The sequence below is a fragment of the Chromobacterium aquaticum genome (assembly GCF_021129195.1).
Lineage (GTDB): Bacteria > Pseudomonadota > Gammaproteobacteria > Burkholderiales > Chromobacteriaceae > Chromobacterium > Chromobacterium aquaticum.
Genome location: NZ_JAJOHW010000119.1, coordinates 18090 through 34607, shown reverse-complemented (window position 1 = coordinate 34607; position 16518 = coordinate 18090). Strand labels below are relative to the sequence as shown.

Genomic DNA, 16518 nt, shown 5'->3' with positions numbered 1-16518 from the left:
GCTCTTGTCAGGACACTTCAGCTTGATGCTCTCTCCATTGATCGGGCACATGTCGTTGGTCGGTCCATGGGCGGCATGATCGCGCAGATTATGGCAAGCGACTATTCTGGCCGAGTGCTATCCATGACCTCGATCATGTCGAGCTCGGGCAATCCTGCGCTTCCGCAAGCCGAGCCTGACATTATGGCAATGTTGACGCGCCCCACGCCCAATCCTTTCTCCGACGAATCGGAATTTCTGGCGCACACCTTCGCCTTTGCTCAACGCATCGCCGGTTCCAGATACCCGTTGGATAAACAAGCTTACTGTCTTCTTGCTTTGGAAGAAACCCAGCGCGCATACAACCCTAGTGGAACCTTGCGACAGATCGCGGCAATCGCCGTCACTGGAGATCGACGTTCACGACTGGCTACTATTAGGATTCCTGTGCTCATCGTGCATGGAGCAGAAGACCCACTTTTTCTTCCGGCTTGCGGCGAGGACACCGCCACTGCGATCCCGAATGCAGACCTCATGCTGCTCGACGGGATGGGGCACGACTTGCCGCCCGCGCTCTACCAGGTGATTGTTGAGGCGATAGACCAAAAGGCTAGACAAGCCACAACGATTATTGAGCGGGCCTGAAGATTAAAAGAGCCAGGCGTATGGTTGAGAAGGTGTTGTTGCACAAATCCGTCAAAGACCTAACCTCACTAGCATGCCGATCTTCCTCTGCCAACAGAAAGGGAAGGGCATGGCTTAAGAACCTGCTCAAAGTCTCCGGAAGGAGCGGGAGTGAGAAACTCCAGGGGTGAGAAAAAGCTACCCAAGCGATATCAGTCGCGAACAATTTGAAGTGATCAGACCACTTCTGGAAAGCGCGCGTAAGAGAACAAGTCGCCGTCGAGTGGACTTGCATGAGGTGTTTTGGCGCATGCTTTCTGAAGCATTTCCCAAATGGCGTATCGTCCATTCGTACTTCACTATGTGGAGTGAGCTGCGTGAAGGCGGAGCCCGCTGGAGCAGGCGCTTAAAAAATCAGGTTGGCGCGGCCCGAGAGAAACTGGGGCTGAGCGCTATGCGGTGGCCGTCACTACAGGACCGCAAGGGGGCGCTATAGGCGCTACGGCAATGCGAGCCCAGGTTGATTGGGGCTCAGAGTCTGCTGGCGGATAGTGGTTATGTCGGCAAACCGTTTGCTCAAGGCGTGCGTTGGGCTGCAAGTCGCCTCACAAGTCGCCTCAATAGTGACATAGCCAGGAAAAAGGCCGATACGCGCATTTCTCGTGCCTGCAGAGCTGTCCACATCAAGCCTGACAAATCACAGAAAATCCAATAATTGCGCAACACACAAAAACTTACCAGTGCTTCGCATAATGGGAGACTCCGTCTAGTCTTTTGGCATGTTTACCTGCCGTAGAGGCGTTTGAATCGCTCGCGCCGCCTAGCATCGTAAGTGCTAGGAACAAAGCGGCAACGTGACGCGAATGTCGCAAAAAAACGGCTTTTATGTACTCGCGTGCGTCCGGGTCTTTCGTTTCCCAATAGTCTAAACAAGCACTTACCTCGGTCTTGTCGTAACCGAGGATGTCGGCGATGGTGTAACGCGTAATCGCTGGCGGGTTCCTTCTTCCCTTCATGATGTCACTCATTTTGTTTACGTCAATGAGTAGCAATTTTGCAACAGCATAATTGCTCGTAAGCCCTTGTTTCTGCTTGATTTCTTCTACGTAGTCTTGAAATGTTTTCATCTCTTATCCAATTAAATTTGCATAACAACCCCCGAGGGGTTGATGCTTTGCTCCATGTAAACCCCTGAGGGGTTGATAGGAGCAGCCATGATACACGCCTCGCGCACCACCTCCGATTTTAGATCAATTAAGTTCTTTGTAGCGTCCGCCTTCATCCAAATTGCATACATGCCCGCGCACGCAGCAGAGGGCCGCTACGACATGTACGCCGTTCGAGAAATCGTTACCGTAACGAAAACTCCATCCGAAACCACGCCGCGCAGCGATGCTGGTCAGCCGTACAAGCCTTACACCGAAATCGCCAGCCATCCCAACGGCGGCAAACCTGAACCCCTCGCGGCCCGTCAGCCGCAACCCAAAGCCCAGCAAGAAAGGAAATAGCCATGTTGCACGTCCGTATTGAGCCGGAAGACGGCACCGTCCGTTTCAAAACCATCAAGCGCAAGAGCGACGGTCAAGAAATGCAGCTGCCGCAGCAGACCGTTTACATCTACGGCTACGACCGCGACGGTCGGGTAGATCGCCATCCGTACAAGAGCCAGATCACCCTGGATAAGGGTCAACAGCCGTATCCGCCTGGCGATTACACCGTGCATCCGGCTACTTCCCGTTTCACGATTTGGGGCCAAGCCACGGAAATGAATCTGAAGCTCATTTCCATTCCCGAGTTCATCTCGATGCTCAAGCAGAATCTGTTCGTCTGCGTGAAAGAACAAAAGGCGGCTTAGTCATGGACGCGTCTGCACCGCTCTCGGTCATTGGGCAAATCCCGAGCAATGAACTGAACCTGATTATCGGCCTGTTCATCTGCTTTGCGCTCGGTTTCTTTGCGGGGCAGCAGCGATGACTCTGACGCCTCAAGAAATCGGCTTGATTGCCGGTTACTGCTCCCTGTGCTGGGGAACAGGCTATTTGCTCGGAATGATGTTCCGTTCGTCTAAACAGTTCTTGGAGAAAATCCTATGAAACACCTGACCGTTGTTCGCAAGTTCGGTTCCCGTGTCACCCTGGCTGCGCTGGGCGCAACCGCATCCGCCGCGGCATTGGCCGATGGCGTAACGCTGCCCGATATGGCTGCTGCGCTTCAAACCACTGGCGCCGCTGTCATGTCCAATGCTAACGCCTCTGCGACTGCTGTAACGCCGTATGTTCTGGGCGTGGCCGCGATTGTGTTGGTATACGCCATCGCGAAAAAGCTGTTCAAGAAAATCGCCTAATTGGGCCGACTCTGAAGGAAATGGCGTGGCCACGGCAGTGGCTGCGCCATTGCCTTCTTGGAGGATTAAATGGGCAAGCTCATTAGAATTCTAATTCTCGTCACCGTAACGCTATATCAATTGTTGGCACCGGTTCAGGCCTATGCTGGCGTCGGCTCAACGCTGTATCCCGTTATTCTGAATGCAGCGATTAATGGCGGCAAAATGGCGGGTACTGTCGCTACGCGCACGATTGCGGGCAATCCTGCCCTCGGCCTTGCAATGTCGTCTAACTCTGCGGGCGATGCTAGCTATGACTGCATGGTCGCAGTGAATCCAGCTTGTCTTCCGCTTCCGACTGATTGGACACGCGACCCAAGCGGCAACCCCACTCCTCCTCAATCCGCTAATTCGATACCCGCTAAATTTCCGACAAAGGACGGGGATGGCCGTGACGACCAATATGGTCCCAATTCGTCATGGGGCCAAGTTTATTGCCGATCTTCTGGTTGGTGCTGGGTGTGGATTAAAGAGAATGATGATGGTACTTCTCCTTCGCCTCCGTCTGGCTTTAACTATGTTGTTCGGGGTAGTTTTTATGCGGACGGATATCCCGGCCCGATAACCAATGCTAATAAATACAGTGGCAATGTTGGTTCGCCAGACTTGCAAGGTGGATGTCCTGATGGATATTTGCAAGTGGGCGGTAGTTGCATTATTAAAGACCCGTCAGTAATTAAGAAATCCGGCGTTCCTTGTTCGATTGTCAGAGTCGGGAATACATATTCTTTTGATAGCAGTAATTCGGCATGCAATGGAGCGACAAATGGTCAATATCAGATGTCTGACGGAAATGTATATGATGCTTCTTCTGGAAATGTCGTTGTATATCCGAGCTGGGATGATGTTAAAAACAAAAACCCGGCTGCCACCGTTTCGCCAACAGTTGACGGCGGCACTCAAGTCAAAAGCTACGACAAAGCTAGTAATACGACGACTACGACAACAATTAAGGACGGCAAAGTTGTTAGTTCGACAACTGAGGCCGGCAATACAACGAGTAATCCGCCGGGAACGGGTACTGGCACTGGTGCAGGCGGCACGCCGATAACCTGCCAGCAAGTTGGAACGTGTGGTGTTTCACAAGAGACGACACAACAGGGCGTTAAAACTGGCGTAGACAAGCTGGTAAATCTTGTCACGGATATGACAAAGTTCGACTCATCGTCTCCGGGCAACGGGGATTTGCCTAGCAATGACACTGACTTTTCTCTTTTGTCCGGAATGACAATGCCCAGCTTGAGCCTTGATTGGCTCATGAAAATGTTTCCAGACCCGCAATGTACGGATATTCAACTGGACATGCCAATGATGTCGTCAACGAATACCATGACGATTCCTGTTTGCAAGTACTTGCCTCCCATTAGAAATGCCATGACTTGGTTCTGGTATGGTGTCACGGCATTGACGATTATGGGCATGTTCCTTGGCACGAAACCGGAGGACGATAAATGAGTAAAATTTTTGAATGGTTTTACAGCAAGCTCGCCGGTTTCTTCATTGACGTTCTGACTAAGTTTGGCATTAAAGCGGCTAAGAATTGGGCCGCAGCCATGACATTAATGGTCGCACTTGTTACGGCATTTGTGGCCTTTCAGCAAGTGATTCAAGGCTTGGTGGTGGTTCTGATTCATGCGCCGTCTGACACTTGGTTTCAAACAGCTGCCTGGCTGGTGCTGCCCAGTAATTTCCCGTCTTGTGTTTCGGCCATTGTCACGGCCCGCATCGCTAAGTTTGGCTATATGTGGTTCTCTTGGAAAACCCGCCAGTTTATCCACGGCTATCAGCTCGGCCAGAAATTCTAGGGGGATATTGGCATGTCCGTTTACTTCATCACGGGCCACTTGGGTGGCGGCAAAGGCGTCCAGTCTGTTGGCCGTTTGATTGCATATGCGGAACAGGGCAGGCGGATCGCCGGCAACGTCGAAATAAATCTTGAGAAGCTATGTCAGAATCCGCGTTCAAAGCAGAGCTATATCCGTTTGCCGGACATCCCGACATCGGATGATTTGCATGCCCTGGGCCTTGGCTCGGAAACCCGAGCAGAGGATACCTTCGGCGCGCTCGTCTTAGATGAATGCGCCGTTTTCCTGAATTCTCGGGATTGGCAAGAAAAGGGCCGGCGATCAATTATGGCGTGGCTCGTCCATGCGAGAAAATTCCGCTGGGACGTCTTTATTCAGATTCAGGATGTGGATGCCCTGGATAGCCAAATCCGAAAGCTGTTGCACGAATACACGGTGGACTGCTTGCGCCTGGACAAGCTGTCAATCCCAATCGTGACGCGACTAACAGGGCTAAGGCCGCCTAAGTTCTTTGTTGCGCGGGTTTTCTATGGCCGGATGAATCCGCCTGTCCGTGCTGATACGTGGTACACGTCTGGCAAAAGGGCTTTTGATGCCTACGACACCGAGCAGGTGATTATGGATGAGTCAGACGATGGGACTTATTGCATGTTGCCGGAATGGCATAGGGTAGGGCGCTACATGCCGCCTCCTAAGACATTTATGGAGAAATGTTATGCAGGACTTTCTGAAGCTTTTGGCCTTTTTCTTCGTGCTCTTATGGTTATTCCTTATATCCTCGTTGTCAGGAAACACAGACATCAATTTTTACGGCCAAAGGCTTTTACAGAGCGTTTCCAGCCCGCGAGAGTGATGCCTATGAACTTGTCACTATTTATTCGTCACAGTAACGAAATATCGCGCCGTTCCTTCTTGAGAATTACCCAATAGATTTCGATTCTGTCGAAAACAGTTTCATCGTTTTCGCGGGATCGGAATCCGCCGCCGGCAGGCCAAAAACCCGCTGTTGTATTATCGTTACAATAACCCAAAAGGGGTTAAAAGTTCTTGCATTGGCGTTACCATAACGTATAATAAAGTATCTTCAAAGGAGGGCGGCAAAATGGCAAAAGACTTAAATGACAGCGTAACGATGGCTTTAACTCCTGAGCCTAAAAAGCGTGGCCGTCCGGCCTCTGGGAAAGCGCTTTCCAATGCTGAGCGTCAGCGTCGTTTCAGGGAAAGTAAAAAGGGAAGGATTCAAATAGATTTGTCTAACGATGATTGGGCTTTGCTTGCAACGCTTCTTCAGTCACGTTACGAATCTGACTCAGATCACAAAAGTCAAAACAGATACGCGCATATTGTTGAGCAGGTATATCATGCGGGCGTTAAGCGTCCTGGCATGCCTGATTGGTTTGAAGAAAACCGCTACAAGGGCGAATAAATGGACTTTATTGATATCTTTTTAGCCATACTTATTCTTTGCGCCCTGGTTCCGCTTTCTGATCTTGCCATGGACTTTTGGCGTTGTGTTCGTTGCCTTTTCAAGGATTAGCCATGAACGAATTCATTGAATACGCTGCCCTTGCTGTTTGTTTTTTCATTCTGCTTTTTGGTGTGTTTAAGTTTATTGAGCGTGTCGCCGAAAAAATCTGACCGAATATAAGCGTTACCGTAACGCAAATTTACTGCAGACGATTATTGTCACCGTAACGCAAAAAGCGAAACCCCCGGCAGCGCCAACTGACCGGGGGTTCTAGAGAACACCCTTAAGTCGGAAGGATGTACCCATGCCGGAAGTATACCAAGAGGAGGGCGCTGCGCAAGTCCCGCCAGCGCCGTCCGTCCCAGACGAACTTATCCACAGTTCGACCCCCGTCCCTGTAACACGGGGGTCAAATACCTCTCAAGGCTCCAAAACCCCTGTGTTGGAGCCGGTTTTCGAGGTTTTAAAGAACAAAACGGAATATAGCGGGCGGCAGTGCAGCAGCCTTCACAGCGACGGCTTGCGCATGCCGCTCAAGCTGGATTATCTCACCGTCACGTCTGACACACTCAAGCCGGATCACGTCGCGGAACAGCTTATCCTGCATGGCTTTCACATGAAGGCACGCAAGCCCAAGTTTGGGTTTCAGTCCGCTTACGAGGTCCACCTGGACGAACTCATGACGGACGACCCGGTGTTTGAGGTCTATCACGGCGGCAAGAGCCAAAAGGGCACGATGATGTTCGACAGGTCCGGGCCGCTGTCGTCTACTGCAGTAACCATCCTGTGTCGCGTTTTCGGTCCTGAAGCTTTCCGCTTGTCACGCGGCGACGTTGCAATTGACCTTCAATGGCCTGGTGGTTACAGCGATGCGCTATCACATTTATTGTTACATCACGAGAATTGGCATGCTAACGGCCAGCGCGGCACCAAGCCGAAAATCCATGAGATTGTCGATCACGGCACGAATGCAGGCTGTACGTTCTATATGGGTTCCGGCGACGTGCATATGTGCCGGCTGTACGAAAAGGGCAAGCAACTGCGTCGCGCTGACGCAATGGACTGGTTTCGCTTTGAGGTTCAGCTTCGGCCAGACGGCAAGCCGGCACAAATCCTGGCTTGGAACGCTGTAGCCAGCGGCCGCTTTTTTGAAATCTGGCGCATGACGCCTTACGTGCGCTTCAGCGACTTCTTTTTGTCTGTCGATGCCGAGAGAGTGCGGCCGGAACAGCCGGTGCGGGATTCTGCGCTAGAAGCGCGGGCAAAGCATTTTGTGCAGCAGTACTACGGGATGATGCGGGAATTGGTCGGTGTGCACGCGCATGACGACTGGTCAGAACTTGGGAACATTGTGCAGCGCTTGAAGAGTGCGCTTGACGCTGGCCAAGGCTCTACGTGGCATGTTGAGCAGGCGCTTGCTGAGATGAGCGACGCCGCCGGAGACCCGACGTCTACGACGGTTCGCATAATGTATATTATGTCAAATAAAGAATGCACCTAAGACAGCCCTCTACCTCTATTTCAACCATCCCGCTGCTTGTGCCGTAGAAACATCCTGCTCCGGACACGCACGCAGGCATGTTCAGAAAACGACTCAAGCAGCTTCTGCCATACTCTGAGACAATTTATTGTCACTGTAACGAAAATTTGGCGAATCAAGCTACTGCCTTTCGTCCAAGCCAGAGCCTCCTGGCATGAAAAAGCATTCCGGCGGCGGATTGCCCTTGATCGCTGCGCTGTAGATTTTTCTCGCCAGCTCAAAGTCGGGTTCGCCATAACGCTCCGGGTCCGCTTTCAGCGCTTGCTCCAGCATGCTGGTCAAGCAAGCCCACTCCTTGTCATTTAACGTTACGGTGACGGTATTTGCGCGGTACTTGCGTTGGCGCTCGGCGCCGCTCATGGCGTGGGGGCTTGGCGGACGTCCGCGTTTTCTGCTGGTGGCGCTTGGCACCGGTTCTGTCTTGCCATCCATATCTACCCTTCCCTATATGAAATCGCGAGACGGCGTTGAAACCTAGCTCAAAATGCTCATTGCCACGAGTACATTCCGCTTTTTCTCTCGTTTCCGCCTTGTCCCGCCTTGTCCCGCCTTAGCTCGCGATACCGTGAACAGGCTCTTAAGCTTGTGTCGGTCACGTTCTCCCATTATGCGTCACGGTGACGGAAATTCAAATTTTTGTCACCGTGACAATAAATTGCCGTATCCGAACCAACCCAACTGGCGTGCAAGCCATGGAATTAATATGGCAAAGGGATGCTAAATTTTTTGTTTTTGGATTAAAATTTAGAATAAAGTAAACATGTGACAGGTATTTGCATGGCATTATTTGTCGAGCTCGCCCTTCGGGGCGATAACCTTAGCAACACTGGCTGTCCACAGCCGGAAGCAACGATCTAAATGACCAACAAAAACATAAAACTACACAATCAACGGCTGCCCCAGCACCTGCTGCGGGCCAGAGAATCGGTCATGGCCTACTTCCGTCCGATTCTCAACCGTTACGGGGTGACAGAGCAGCAGTGGCGCATCTTGCGGGTGCTGGAGGATTTTGGCGACCAAGAAGCCGGCGTTATCGCCGAGCGGGCCTGCATTCTGCCGCCCAGTCTGACCGGCATCCTGGTGCGCATGGAGAAAGCCAGCCTGATCCACCGCCAGCGCGATCATGTCGACAGCCGGCGGCTGATCATTTCCATTTCCCGCGATGGACGTGAGTTGATTCAGCAGATTTCTCCGCTGGCGGAGGACTGTTATCAGCAGATTGAGAACCACCTGGGCCAGGACAAGCTGAACCAGCTGCTGGCGCTGCTCGGTGATCTGGAAAAATTGCCGGCGCCGCGCGCGGGCTGATCAAGCCTCGGGAGCCGGTTCCCATGCTGGCTCCGGCAAGCGCCCGGCGGGATCCTGGCGGTAAAACAGCTTGAGTTGCTCGTAGATCTCGGGCAGATCCAGCCGCAGATGATGAGGCAACTCGAAAAAGGCCTCGCTGAGCACGGCGAAATATTCGGCGGGGTTTTCCGCGGCATAGGGATCCAGCCAGTCGGGATCGACGCCGCGGTCCAGCATGCGGCAGAGCTGCCGATATCCTTGCGACCAGACGCGGCTCCACTGCGTCTGGTTCATGCCCTTGTGCAGCGGCGGAGAACCATTGGCAATGCCGTTAAGCATGTCCAGCTTGTGGGCGATTTCGTGGATCACCACGTTCCAGCCATCCAGTTGCTCCGATGCGCGCGCGTCCGGCAAGGACAGAATCACCGGACCGTCCTGGCGCGCCTGGCCTATCAACACGCTCTCGCTCTCGTGCTGCAAGCCTATGCCGTCCATCCAGATATCCCGCGCGACAAACGGCGATGGATAAAGCACCACATCGCTCCAGCCTTCCAACGCCTCCTTGCCCAGGTTCATCGCCGGCAGCGCCATCTGCAACGCCACGCTGGCGCAGGCGCGCGGACTGAGCCGCGCCCCGTCCTGGCCGGAGAAATTCTTGCCGCGCAACACCCAGCCGGCCAGTTCGCTCAGGCGCTGCTTTTCCTCGCTGTCCAGCCCGACCAGCAAGGGCATCCGCGCCAGTTGCTCGCGCAACACGGCCACGGTTTCCGGCGCGGTCTTGCCGGCCAGCACGCGGCGAATCCAGTCGATCACCATGAACTCTCGTTCCGTTTTGTCGTCTCTCATATTTTGAGGGCGATTCCACGCATTTCAATGTGCGCCCCGTCTGCTCCGTCGCAAGACGTCAACGTTCCGCTTTCGCCGCGCCGCCAAGGGCTGGCGCCTCAGTCAGAATTCATAAAACAAACGGGGGAAACAAATCATGAGCCTGCCTTGGCCAACGCTGGCGCTCAATCCTTTGGCGGCATTCGGCATCTTGCTGGCGCTAGGGGTGATTGGCGGCCAGATCGCAGTGCGGGTGGCGCGCCTGCCCGCCATCGTCGGCTATGTGCTGACTGGTCTGCTGATAGGCCCGCACAGCTTGAGGCTGCTGAACGAGCAGCTCTTGCAGCAAGCCTCCATTTTCGTGCATCTCGCCCTGGGCATCGCATTGTTCGAGGCCGGTCGCCGCGTGGACTTGCGCTGGCTGCGAGTGGAGCGCACCCTGCTGCTGACCACCCTGCTCTATTGCCTGCTGACCTTGCTGGGCCTGTTCGCCGTTCTGCAGCTGTTTGGTTTCGGCCTGGCCGCCAGCCTGATGTTGGCGGCACTGGGCGTGGGCACATCGCCGGTGATGACGCTGGAAATCGTCAGGGAGTCCAATGCCGACGGCCAGGTCAGCGAGCGCCTGTTGGTAGCCACCGCGCTGTCCAATCTGGTGGCCCTGCCCTGCTTCGCGCTGGCCCTGTCATATGGGCATTTGTCCGGCAATAGCGGAGTGGAAAACGGCATCCTGCTCCCCGGCTGGCTGACGCTGGCATCCTGTGGCCTGGGCTTGGTGGCCGGCCTGGCGGCGATACAGCTCAACCGTTGGCTGGGGGGGCGACAGCGTGAATCGCAGAAAGTCATGCTGCTGGGCCTGATCGCGCTGGTGGTCGGCGTGGCCGACATGCTGCAGGTGTTGCCCTCGCTGGCCTTGCTGGTGGCCGGCCTCGCCACTCGCAATCTCAAGCACGGCCACACCGTGACCGAGCGCGGCGTGATGTCGTCGGCGCAGATTTTCACCGTGGCCTTCTTCGTTGCCGCCGGCGCTCAGCTGGCGCCGCAATCGTTGGCCGAGTTCTGGCCGCTAGCACTGGCCTGTCTGGCGCTGCGCACCGCGTTGGCGATGCTGATCTGGTGGCTGGCCGCCGGCGCCAATGGCTTGCCCAAGCGCCATGGTGCTTGCCTGGGCCTGGCGCTCAATTCCTGGTCCGGCGGCACAGCGCTGCTGATGAGCCTGGGCGCGGTGTCCCTGGGCGCGGCCGCTTCCAGTTTCAGCGGCGCGATGATGTCCATCCTAGTGATCAACGAATTGTGCGCGCCGGTACTGACCCGGCTGGCCCTGAAGCTGGCCGGCGAAACCCGGCCGCAGGAGTGAGAATATGCTGGAATTCACGAACAGCCAGCCGCTGACCTTGGGGGTGGAACTGGAGCTGATGATCCTCAACCGCCGCGACTACAACCTGACCCGCGGCTCGGACGATCTGCTGCTGCAGGTGAACCGCCAACAACATGGCTTCGACATCAAGCCGGAAATCACCCAAGGCATGATAGAGATAGGCACCGCGGTGCATAGCAACATCAACGCCATGCTGGAGGAAATCCTGGCCATCCGCGCGCTGCTGGTCAGCAGCGCGCGCAAGCTGAATCTGGGTCTGGCCGGCGGCGGCTCGCATCCGTTCCAGCACTGGGACGAACAGCGCATCTATCCCAAAGAGCGCTACCATTTGGTGTCCGAGCTGTACGGCTACCTGGCCAAGCAATTCACCGTCTACGGTCAGCACATCCACATCGGCTGCCCGGACGGTGACAGCGCGGTGCGGCTGACGCACTACCTGGCGCGCTACATCCCGCACTTCATCGCGCTGTCCGCCTCCTCGCCGTTTTACCAGGGCGTGGACACCTTGTTCCAGACCTCGCGCCTGACCAGCGTCAACGCCTTTCCGCTATCCGGCTGCATGCCCTGCGTCAACAGCTGGCCTCAGTTCAACGACTACTTCCACCGCATGGCCAATCTGGGCATTGTCGCCAGCATGAAGGACTTTTACTGGGACATCCGGCCGAAACCGGAATACGGCACTGTGGAAATCCGTATCTGCGACACGCCGCTATCGGTGGAGACGCCGGTGCTGCTCGCCGCTTATGCGCAGATGCTGGCGCATCGTTGCCTGGGAGAAAGCCAGGACGATGTGTGCCAGGAGCATTATCTGACCTATAGCTATAACCGTTTCCAGGCCTGCCGCTTCGGCTTCGACGGCATGTTGGTGGACGCGGGCAACAATAGCCAGGTCGGACTGCAGGAGGATCTGCTCAACACCTTGAATCAATTGCAGCCGCAAGCCGAGGCGCTGGGTAACCAGGCGCAATTGGCCGCCCTGCGCCAGCGGGTGTTGAAGCGACAGTCCGACAGCGCCTGGCTGCGTCAGGTGTTCGACGAGAGCGGCTCCCTGTCCGAAGTGGTGCGACAGCAAAGCGAACACTGGATGTACGCGGCGCCGGGAGTGGGCGTAAACTGAGCGGCTCAGCCATTTGACTATTGTCGCCATGCCCTTTGAGCTCCCCGCCCTGCCCGATGCCGCGTTGCCGGCGCGCTACTGCATTTTCGACGGCCAGAAGATCCTGCTGCTGGAACGGGCGCTGCCGGACGGCCGCGCCGGCGGCTGGCCCTTGTCCCAGATCTTGTTCATCGGCGTGCACGACGGCCACAATCTCTACTTGGCGGAACTGGTGGGCGCGCCGCCTGCCGGATGCGAATGGCTGCCCTTGCGGCCGGCGCTGCTCAGTCTGCCCTCTGGGCTGACGCCCGCCATCGCCCGCGCCGCGCAGATCCGTCAGTTCCAACGCACCCACCGCTATTGTGGCCGCTGTGCTGGACCGTTGCTACAGCGCTTGGACGATAGCGGCAAGCGCTGTTCCAGTTGCGGCCAGCTCTACTACCCCAAGCTGTCACCGGCGATGATGGTGGTGATCCATCGTGGCCGACAGCTGCTGCTGGCGCGCAGCCCTCATTTCGTCCCCGGCGTGTACAGTGCGCTGGCCGGCTTTGTCGAGCCCGGCGAAACCTTGGAGGAGTGCGTGCACCGCGAAGCATTTGAAGAGGTGGGCGTGCGCATCAAGAATCTGCGCTATGTCTGCTCGCAGTCCTGGCCCTTCCCCCACTCCTTGATGCTCGGCTTTACCGCCGAGTACGACAGCGGCGAGATCACACCGCAGGAAGGCGAGATCGAAGACGCCGGCTGGTTCGATATCGATGCCCTGCCGCAGACGCCAACCCCGATATCAATCGCCTATCAATTGCTGAATCACACGGTGGCGTGGCTGCGCAACGGCACCGCCAATTAGCCTGCCGTGCTCAAGGCCGTCCATCCAGCCTGGCGGCGGCCAGTTGTTGCCGGTTTCTCCTGCGCCAGGCCATGATGGCGAAACTGGTGGCAATCACCGCCGCCAAATAGCCGCAGCCGGAAGCGGCCAGGCTGACAAGCGCATCTATCATCGCCCCTAGACCGGTGTGCAGTAGCGCAAGGTTGTCGGGGTCAAGCGCTGCGGCAAGGCTGAAATAGGCGGCGGGAATCGCCGCTTGTATCAACAGTACGCGCGCAACCGGCCGATCGCCGCGCCTCCATAGAACCAGCAACGCTATCTGCCAGAAGATGGGGGCGGCCAGGAGAGTCAGCGCAAAGATTAGGATGGCCATATGGGGTGGGTTTTCAAGATGCTCGTCGAAAAGAAGTGGTTTGATGCGCTACTGGCACCGTCAATCAAAATAGCCGCTGGCGAGCGCCTCTTTAAACGCCTCGGTCCAGGCCACCGGCAAGGCACTCAGATGCAGGCTCTTGTCTGTTGAAAGCTGAAACACTCTAATCTCTTCATGCTTGAGGTTTTCAGTCCAGCTCCTGGGCAGACTGATTGCAAACGCAAAATCGTCAGGATCCAAGCCCTTGCCCATCAACGCGGATTTGATCGCATCCCGGTCCTTGGTGGGCAGCTGATTGAAATACATGAAGTGGACCATGGCAATGGCTCTCGAATCATGGCGATCAGCCTGGATTTTGAGCCTTTTGTGTGGGGATAGCTAGCATGTTGACTCTCAAGTCATGGCCGCCAGCGGCGCACACGGGCCATATGCTCCTCGGCAGTTCATGGACGGTCATTGCCCTATAGTGCCACCGGCCAAAAATAGCCAAGCAACCAGTGCCCTAGCCCACAGAACATGGCGCCACGAGGGGCGTGAACTGCCGGCAGCGCGCTGATCTATCTACGACAATCAGGACCCGCACCTGCTATCTCAGTCCATCCGAAAGCTGCACAGGGAAGAAGCCGACCTCCCCGCCCCCTGCCGCCTCAGTAGCCCACCTGCACGCTTGCTTTCGCATGCCGCCTCAATGTCGTTGTCGTGCCGCTCAATGCTCGAGTTGAGCCATTGCCAGATATATCAATTACTCCATCGATGCTGACCCGACTCCAATCAATTTAATCGTGTTAGCGCCGTTGTGTCAGTAGCGTTAGCTATCGGGCAACCCTAAATACCTAACTCCTGTCAGCCCCACTGCCTTCATCATATAAAAATCAAAATCCACACAATCTACACAAAAACGCAACCATTACTTCGCCAATCATTAATAAAATCCTGCGTTATCCGAAAGCAAGGATTCATTTAAATGAAGCTTATGGCTTTTTTTAAAGCACGCCCAGCCCTATTTATTTTATGCAACTCAATAATATGGTTCCTATTGAACGTTGTAGCATTCCCAGTGCTAGATCCATATGGAGACATGATTGAGGCATTCGCATTCACGCCCAACTTTGAATGGGGAACATTCAAACACCCTCCTTTAAGTGGATGGGTTTCCAATTTGTGGTTTTCCATTTTCCCTCATAGCCATCTTTATGCCTATCTTCTTTGCGCAGCAAACCTAGCACTAGCCATGTGGGGGGTTATGTGGTTGGCCAAACTATGGCTTCGCGCTGATCAGCAACTAACAATGCTCATATTGCTTAGCCTGACACTGCCCTTCAGTACATTGGCCTTTAAATTCAATGCAAACTCTGTTCTTTTACCTATTTGGCCCTGGATTGTTTACTTCTTTGAAAAGGGGGTTCGCTCCGGAAAGATTGTTGATGCACTTTGCCTTGGTCTATTTGCAACTTTAGGCATGCTCGGAAAGTACTACACAGGCGTTCTACTATTATCAATCTTCATAGCCGCAGCAATGACGGTAGAAGGTCGAAAATGGCTGCTATCAACAAGCCCTTGGATATCACTTGCGACATTCAGTACAACCATGTCGCCTCATGTCTTATGGTTTATTCAAGCGAGCGGAGCCACTCTAAATTATGTTGGTCGCAATGCAAGTACCACTGTCGACATACTGCATTTGATATCATTCTCCATATCCCCCTTATTGTATGCTGGTTTTTCCTGGTTAATAATGCTTTGGATCAGCGAGAGCGATGGTTTTCTCTCTTCAAGCCGAGACACTCTCCAACTGGCAAACAAAAATGACAGACTATTCTGGATAACAATTACCCCCCTAATCATCACATTGCTTTTTGCGGCGACTGGCTATGTGAAGCTTGCAATACACTGGGCAATTCCCTTGGCATTTATTTATCCATTGTTTTGGCTTGCAAGACCAGTCAAGTTAAATAATATTAGATTGAAAAAGTTAGAAAAATTCGTTCCAATGTTTTGGGTTTTTGCTGCCACCATTTCAGTATCTTATCTTGTTTGGCAAGATTATTCTTTTGATGAAAACTATTACACAAATGATGAGGGAATCGCCAAAGAGATTGCTCGCGACGCACGAAGAAATGGAATAGAAAATCTTGCTTGGGTAAGTGGCGGCTGGCCTGAGGTTGCAATCATTCCATTTTTTGCAGACACCAAGACTGTTGCGCTTCCAGCAATGCCAAACATGCTACCTCATGGCGTGAGCAAAATCCCTCGCTGGGAAGAAAAACGCGGAGTCATTCTATGCAAATCAGACGATGAGAAATGCCAATCAAATGCCGCCAAGTGGCTTTTGAAACAGCAACGCACCCCAATTAAGCGCAATATTTCATCCCAAAAAACCGGGTATTTTTCTCGTCAATCTGCAATAACAAAATACTGTGTATATTATTTTTAAGAGAGATACAATTCAAAGGGGGGCTGCTCCGGCTTGAAAGAATGATGGACTGAACAAGCTCCACACCCTCTATTACCAAGACCCGCCAGCAATACCCATTTGCGCTAGATGGACACGACCGCATCTGGCGAAGATGAAACGAAAAGCAGAGGACTCCGTCGCTGCTTCGTTGATGAGGTGGAGTGGCGCCGAAAGAATCGAGGCATAGTGCCGCAGGGTCATGCAGGCCGGCGGTGAGGCAAATTGAAAATCGCAGTCTGACCCTGGATGCGTTATGGTTGCAATTCCGACGCAATTAAAAAAGCCCAGCCATGTTTTACATGCTGGGCTTTTTTTCATGGCCATTACGCCAATTTACGCCAAATCAACGCTAAGTGCTTGATTTAACTATAGGTATTGGTGCCGGCGGCAGGAATCGAACTCGCGACCCCCTGATTACAAGTCAGGTGCTCTACCAACTGAGCTACACCGGCGAAGAGAGGCGTATTATGTCGCGCCTCAAT

General features: G+C 54.2%; 19 protein-coding genes, 1 tRNA gene and 1 pseudogene. 15 read left to right on the top strand and 6 right to left on the bottom strand.

What is annotated here, in order from left to right; translation table 11 throughout:
* The coding region (locus LQT98_RS18185) for an alpha/beta fold hydrolase (protein WP_231464101.1) at window positions 1–624 on the top strand (624 nt) is incomplete at its 5' end.
* Window positions 625–790: 166 nt separating this feature from the next.
* Window positions 791–1192, top strand: a pseudogene (locus LQT98_RS18180) (IS5/IS1182 family transposase); the annotation flags it as partial.
* A gap of 145 nt (window positions 1193–1337) precedes the next feature.
* On the opposite strand, the gene LQT98_RS18175 reads toward LQT98_RS18180, so the two are convergent.
* Complete coding sequence (locus LQT98_RS18175; protein WP_231464099.1) at window positions 1338–1730, bottom strand: helix-turn-helix domain-containing protein; 393 nt, start codon at window positions 1728–1730, stop codon at window positions 1338–1340.
* 87 nt (window positions 1731–1817) lie between these two features.
* On the opposite strand from LQT98_RS18175, the gene LQT98_RS18170 reads away from it, so the two are divergent.
* From LQT98_RS18170 to LQT98_RS18135, 8 genes are all read left to right on the top strand, one after another.
* Window positions 1818–2111: a hypothetical protein gene (locus tag LQT98_RS18170; RefSeq protein WP_231464097.1), complete on the top strand. Its 294-nt coding sequence runs from the start codon at window positions 1818–1820 to the stop codon at window positions 2109–2111.
* A 2-nt stretch (window positions 2112–2113) separates the two neighbouring features.
* A complete protein-coding gene (locus LQT98_RS18165) occupies window positions 2114–2458 on the top strand; it encodes a G5P family DNA-binding protein (protein WP_231464094.1) in 345 nt (114 codons plus the stop codon).
* 234 nt (window positions 2459–2692) lie between these two features.
* Window positions 2693–2947: a hypothetical protein gene (locus LQT98_RS18160; protein WP_231464092.1), complete on the top strand. Its 255-nt coding sequence runs from the start codon at window positions 2693–2695 to the stop codon at window positions 2945–2947.
* 69 nt (window positions 2948–3016) lie between these two features.
* Complete coding sequence (locus LQT98_RS18155; protein WP_231464090.1) at window positions 3017–4441, top strand: hypothetical protein; 1425 nt, start codon at window positions 3017–3019, stop codon at window positions 4439–4441.
* Window positions 4438–4791, top strand: coding sequence for a minor coat protein (locus tag LQT98_RS18150; RefSeq protein ID WP_231464088.1), 354 nt, complete (start codon window positions 4438–4440; stop codon window positions 4789–4791). Before LQT98_RS18155 ends, LQT98_RS18150 begins: the two co-directional genes overlap by 4 nt.
* 12 nt (window positions 4792–4803) lie before the next feature.
* Window positions 4804–5721 (top strand): zonular occludens toxin domain-containing protein, encoded by a 918-nt coding sequence (locus LQT98_RS18145; protein ID WP_231464086.1) that lies wholly within the window; start codon window positions 4804–4806, stop codon window positions 5719–5721.
* Window positions 5722–5893: 172 nt separating this feature from the next.
* Window positions 5894–6217, top strand: a complete 324-nt coding sequence (locus LQT98_RS18140) for a hypothetical protein (RefSeq protein ID WP_231464084.1) — start codon at window positions 5894–5896, stop codon at window positions 6215–6217.
* A gap of 346 nt (window positions 6218–6563) precedes the next feature.
* Entirely contained in the window at window positions 6564–7760 is a 1197-nt protein-coding gene (locus LQT98_RS18135; protein WP_231464082.1) for a replication initiation factor domain-containing protein, read from the top strand.
* A gap of 159 nt (window positions 7761–7919) precedes the next feature.
* Here the strand turns inward: LQT98_RS18135 and LQT98_RS18130 are convergent, their stop codons facing one another.
* Entirely contained in the window at window positions 7920–8231 is a 312-nt protein-coding gene (locus LQT98_RS18130) for a hypothetical protein (RefSeq protein ID WP_156183981.1), read from the bottom strand.
* Window positions 8232–8657: 426 nt separating this feature from the next.
* Between LQT98_RS18130 and hpaR the strand changes: the two genes are divergently transcribed.
* Window positions 8658–9107 (top strand): homoprotocatechuate degradation operon regulator HpaR, encoded by a 450-nt coding sequence (gene hpaR, locus LQT98_RS18125; RefSeq protein ID WP_048411708.1) that lies wholly within the window; start codon window positions 8658–8660, stop codon window positions 9105–9107.
* On the opposite strand, the gene LQT98_RS18120 is transcribed toward hpaR, so the two are convergent.
* Window positions 9108–9932 carry a M90 family metallopeptidase gene (locus LQT98_RS18120; protein ID WP_231464078.1) on the bottom strand — a complete coding sequence of 275 codons (825 nt, stop codon included), beginning with the start codon at window positions 9930–9932 and terminating at the stop codon, window positions 9108–9110.
* A 136-nt stretch (window positions 9933–10068) separates the two neighbouring features.
* Between LQT98_RS18120 and LQT98_RS18115 the strand changes: the two genes are divergently transcribed.
* Genes LQT98_RS18115 through nudC form a run of 3 tightly spaced genes read left to right on the top strand, consistent with a single transcriptional unit; the run spans window position 10069 to window position 13229 of the window.
* On the top strand, window positions 10069–11265 hold the full coding sequence (locus LQT98_RS18115) for a cation:proton antiporter (protein ID WP_231464076.1): 1197 nt from the start codon (window positions 10069–10071) through the stop codon (window positions 11263–11265).
* Window positions 11266–11269: 4 nt separating this feature from the next.
* A complete protein-coding gene (locus LQT98_RS18110) occupies window positions 11270–12403 on the top strand; it encodes a YbdK family carboxylate-amine ligase (RefSeq protein WP_231464075.1) in 1134 nt (377 codons plus the stop codon).
* Window positions 12404–12431: 28 nt separating this feature from the next.
* Window positions 12432–13229: an NAD(+) diphosphatase gene (gene nudC / locus LQT98_RS18105; protein ID WP_048411711.1), complete on the top strand. Its 798-nt coding sequence runs from the start codon at window positions 12432–12434 to the stop codon at window positions 13227–13229.
* 10 nt (window positions 13230–13239) lie between these two features.
* Here the strand turns inward: nudC and LQT98_RS18100 are convergent, their stop codons facing one another.
* Both LQT98_RS18100 and LQT98_RS18095 read right to left on the bottom strand, forming a co-directional pair.
* Window positions 13240–13581: a hypothetical protein gene (locus LQT98_RS18100; protein WP_231464073.1), complete on the bottom strand. Its 342-nt coding sequence runs from the start codon at window positions 13579–13581 to the stop codon at window positions 13240–13242.
* Between the two features lie 60 nt (window positions 13582–13641).
* The gene (locus LQT98_RS18095) at window positions 13642–13899 is read right to left on the bottom strand and encodes a hypothetical protein (protein ID WP_048411713.1); all 258 of its coding nucleotides are present in this window, start codon (window positions 13897–13899) and stop codon (window positions 13642–13644) included.
* Between the two features lie 646 nt (window positions 13900–14545).
* Between LQT98_RS18095 and LQT98_RS18090 the strand changes: the two genes are divergently transcribed.
* Window positions 14546–16015, top strand: a complete 1470-nt coding sequence (locus LQT98_RS18090; protein WP_231464070.1) for a glycosyltransferase family 39 protein — start codon at window positions 14546–14548, stop codon at window positions 16013–16015.
* 397 nt (window positions 16016–16412) lie between these two features.
* Here the strand turns inward: LQT98_RS18090 and LQT98_RS18085 are convergent.
* Window positions 16413–16488, bottom strand: a tRNA-Thr gene (locus LQT98_RS18085).
* Window positions 16489–16518: the final 30 nt, after the last annotated feature.